The 3,682-nt window shown below is 66.1% G+C and carries 4 protein-coding genes; all 4 read right to left on the bottom strand.

The window, feature by feature from the left end; all coding sequences use genetic code 11:
• Positions 1-329 precede the first annotated feature (329 nt).
• The gene (locus tag FVW27_RS10270) at positions 330-1,058 is read right to left on the bottom strand and encodes an amino acid ABC transporter ATP-binding protein (RefSeq protein WP_167124880.1); all 729 of its coding nucleotides are present in this window, start codon (positions 1,056-1,058) and stop codon (positions 330-332) included.
• A 33-nt stretch (positions 1,059-1,091) separates the two neighbouring features.
• Positions 1,092-1,763: an amino acid ABC transporter permease gene (locus FVW27_RS10265; RefSeq protein ID WP_167124878.1), complete on the bottom strand. Its 672-nt coding sequence runs from the start codon at positions 1,761-1,763 to the stop codon at positions 1,092-1,094.
• Positions 1,764-1,903: 140 nt separating this feature from the next.
• Positions 1,904-2,650, bottom strand: a complete 747-nt coding sequence (glnH, locus tag FVW27_RS10260) for a glutamine ABC transporter substrate-binding protein GlnH (protein WP_167124876.1) — start codon at positions 2,648-2,650, stop codon at positions 1,904-1,906.
• Positions 2,651-3,118: 468 nt separating this feature from the next.
• The coding region (locus FVW27_RS10255; protein WP_167124874.1) for an HAD-IC family P-type ATPase at positions 3,119-3,682 on the bottom strand (564 nt) is incomplete at its 5' end.

The following is a 3,682-nucleotide window of genomic DNA, read 5'->3' as shown; positions in this document are numbered from 1 at the left end:
GGTATCGGCGGTGGCGGCGGTGCGGGCGCGGCGGGCCGTGGGGGAGGGGGAAGCCGGAAGAGCGGGTGCGGCGTCGGGCGGGGTCTGGTTCGGTTGGGTGTCCGACTGCGTGTCCGGCAGGTTGGGGGCGGCACTGGCGCATGCGGAATGGGGGAAGGTGTCGCGGGCGGGCATGGGCGGGGATGTACCGCACGCACGGCGCGGCTGGCAAGGCGCGGAACCGCTCGGGGGCGTGCGGTGGGCTTGCTCCCTTGCCCTTTTGCCCTTTTGACGGCCAAGGGGGGAGCCGGTTCGACACCGGCTCCCCCCTTTCGAAACATCAGGCCGGCCTACGCGTGGCGCACGCGGCCCAGAAACTCGCGCAGGCGCGGGTTTTTCGGCGCGCCAAAGAATTCGTCCGGCGGGCCTTCTTCCTGTATGCGGCCCTGGTCGATGAAGATGACGCGGTCGGCCACTTCCCGCGCGAAGCCCATTTCGTGGGTGACGATGACCATGGTCATGCCTTCCAGCGCAAGGGCGCGCATGACTTCCAGCACTTCGCCCACCAGTTCGGGGTCCAGGGCGCTGGTGGGTTCGTCGAACAGCAGCACCTTGGGCTGCATGGCCAGCGAACGGGCAATGGCCACGCGTTGCTTCTGCCCGCCGGAAAGCTGATCGGGGTAGGCGGTGGCCTTGTCGGCCAGGCCCACCTTTTCCAGCAGGGCCAGGCCCAGCCGGTCGGCCTCGGCGCGGGGGGTGCGGCGTACCCTGATGGGGCCCAGGGTCACGTTGTCCAGCACGCACATGTGCGGAAACAGGTTGAACTGCTGGAACACCATGCCCGCTTCGGTGCGCACGTAGTTGATGTCGGTGGCGGGGTCGTACAGGTCGTGCCCGTCCACGATGACCTTGCCGGAGGTGATTTCCTCCAGCCTGTTGATGCAGCGCAGCGCCGTGGACTTGCCCGAGCCGGACGGGCCGATGATCACCACCACCTCGCCGGGGCAGACGGTAAGGTCTATGCCGCGCAGCACCTCGTTCTGGCCGAAGCGCTTGTGCAGGTTGCGGATCTCGATCATGGGGGTTTCACAGGTTTTCATCGTGTCATCCCCCTATCTGCCGAAGCGGGCGTTCAGCTTGCGTTCGTAGATGCGCAGCACGCGGGCGATGCTCAGCGTCATCACCAGGTACATCACGGCCACGGTCAGCCACACCTCGAAGGCGCGGAAGTTCACGGCAATGATCTCCTGCCCCTGCCGGGTCAGCTCGCCCACCCCGATGACCACCAGCAGCGAGGTGTCCTTCAGCGAGATGATGAACTGGTTGCCCAGCGGCGGAATCATGCGGCGAAAGGCCTGCGGCCACACCACGTGCAGCATGGTCTGCATGCGGGTAAGCCCGATGGAGCGGCCCGCCTCTGTCTGGCCCACGTCGATGGATTCCACTGCGCCGCGCACTATTTCGGCGATATACGCCCCGGAATTGACGGCAATGGCGATGATGCCCGCCGTCACCGGCGGAATGCGCATGCCCGTGGCCAGCGGCACGCCGAAATACAGGAACATCACCTGCACGATGAGCGGGGTGCCGCGTATGGCCTCCACGTAGATGTCGGCCAGGGCGCGGGGCAGCTTGCCGCGCGCGGTCTTGGCCAGACCGGTGGCGGTGCCCAGCAGAAAGCCGATGGCCAGCCCGCCCAGGGTGATGATGATGGTCAGGTGCACCCCGCCGAGCAGCAGGGGTACGCTTTCCCACATGACGCTTGCTTTGAAGTCCAGTGCCATGGAATGCCTTTGGGTGATTCTCGCGGGGTGCGGGAACGGGCAAGGGGATGGCCCTGCGGCCATCCCCGTCGTACCCGTTCAGGCGGTCACGGGGGGACGAAATGCCCGCCGCCGTGACCGTCATCAGCAATGGGGCTGGGCTACTTGCCGGGGGCGTAGCCGAACCACTTCATGTACAGCTTTTCGTAGGTGCCGTCGGCCTTGGCCTTCTTGAGGGCCTCGTTCACCTTGGCCACCAGCGGGCTGCCCTTGGGGAAGCCGATGCCGTACGACTGGCCCTGGTACAGCGGGCCAACGGTCTTCACCTTGCCCTTGCCAGCGGTCATGGCGAATTCCTTCACCACGGGCATGTCGAACACCACGGCGTCGGCGCCGCCGCTCATCAGTTCAAAGAACATGCCGTCGTTGTTGGGGAACAGCTTCACTTCCTTGGCATTGGCGCTGGCCTTCACGAAGTCCACGGACGACGTGGCGGTCTTGGTGGCCACGATCTTGCCCTTCAGGTCTTCCACCGACTTGATGGCGGTGTCGCCTTCGCGCACCAGGATCATCAGGCCGGAATCGTAGTAGGGGTCGGAAAAGTCGATGACCTGCTGGCGCTCGGCCTTGATGGTGATGCCCGCGATGCCCACGTCGATGTTGCCGGTCTGCAGGCCGGGGATGATGCCGTTGAAGTCCATGGGCTGCAGTTCGTACTCCACGCCCACGGTTTTGGCGACAGCCTGCCACAGTTCGATGTCGAAGCCGGTGTACTTGCCGTCTTCGCCCTTGAACTCGAAAGGCTTGAAGTTTGTGTCGTGCGCGACGACGAGCTTCTTGGCCATGGCGGGGGCGCACAGCGCGGCCACCAGGGCAAGGCCGAGGGCGATCTGGATAAGACGCTTCATGTGGTTCCTCCGGTCTGTTACGGCTTGTGCGCTGGTGCGCGCACGGCCCGTGGTGCGTCGCGCGGCGTGCGCGCGAACCGGATAGGCATTGCAGAATCCGGACGGGAAATCAAGGGTGCCGGGCCGCGTGAGCGGCTGGTGCACGGTGGCGTGGGCGCCTGGATAGAGGGGGGGAGCAGATGCTGCTGTGCGAAAAACGGGCCGGAAGGGGTATCCCTTTCGGCCCGTGCGTTGTTGCGGATTGCGGGGGCTACTATGCCAGTCTTCGAGCATTACGGAGGTGGTATCAGAGCGACTGTCGCATGCGTGGGAAAGGCAAATGAAAGTTTTTGGGGGAGGGGGTACGGGGGAGGAGACCCATTTCACGCCTTGCGGACGCCATCCGTAAGGCTCGGAGACTCGCCAGCGGCTGCCGCAAAAGGGTCCCTCCCCCGAATGAGTTTGGCTTTGTCAGCAGGATGAGGGCCGCTACACCGCCTTGCCCCCTGAGGCGGGCGCGGGGCAGGCAGGCTGGCCCGGCTCGCCATCGTCGAAAAAGGCCAGGCTGGCGGACGAAATGACCACGATCACCGACCCCACGTTGTGAAACACGGAGGCCATCACCGGCGAGAGCAGGCCATAGCCGCTGCCCAGGATGGACAGCGCGTTGAACAGCACGCCGAGGCCGATGTTGATCTTGATGAGCGAGATGGCCCGGCGCGAAAGGCGCACCAGAAAGGGCAGGCGGCCTATGTCGTCGTGGGTCAGGGCCACGTCGGCGGTTTCCAGCGCCACGTCGGTGCCCGCACCGCCCATGGCCACGCCCACGTCGGCCCCGGCCAGGGCGGGGGCGTCATTGATGCCGTCGCCCACGAAGATCACCGTGGCCCCGGACTGCTGCTGGGTGCGGATGGCGGACAACTTGTCGGCGGGCTTCAGCCCGGCGCGCCAGTAGTCTATGCCCGCCTGGGCCGCGATGCGCGCGGCGGCGGTTTCATGGTCGCCGGACAGCATGCCCGCGTGGGCAAGGCCTGCCGCCCGCAACCCGCGGAC

Origin of the sequence: Nitratidesulfovibrio liaohensis (assembly GCF_011682075.1) — a bacterium.
Lineage (GTDB): Bacteria > Desulfobacterota > Desulfovibrionia > Desulfovibrionales > Desulfovibrionaceae > Cupidesulfovibrio > Cupidesulfovibrio liaohensis.
Note: the sequence above shows the minus strand (reverse complement) of the source record. Positions and strands in the feature narration are given on the sequence as shown.

Bases quoted from the DNA above. Each gene is read 5' to 3' on its own strand.
- FVW27_RS10270 (WP_167124880.1), bottom strand. From the start codon at position 1,058: ATGATCGAGATCCGCAACCTGCACAAGCGCTTCGGCCAGAACGAGGTG.
- FVW27_RS10265 (WP_167124878.1), bottom strand. From the start codon at position 1,763: ATGGCACTGGACTTCAAAGCAAGCGTCATGTGGGAAAGCGTACCCCTG.
- glnH (WP_167124876.1), bottom strand. From the start codon at position 2,650: ATGAAGCGTCTTATCCAGATCGCCCTCGGCCTTGCCCTGGTGGCCGCG.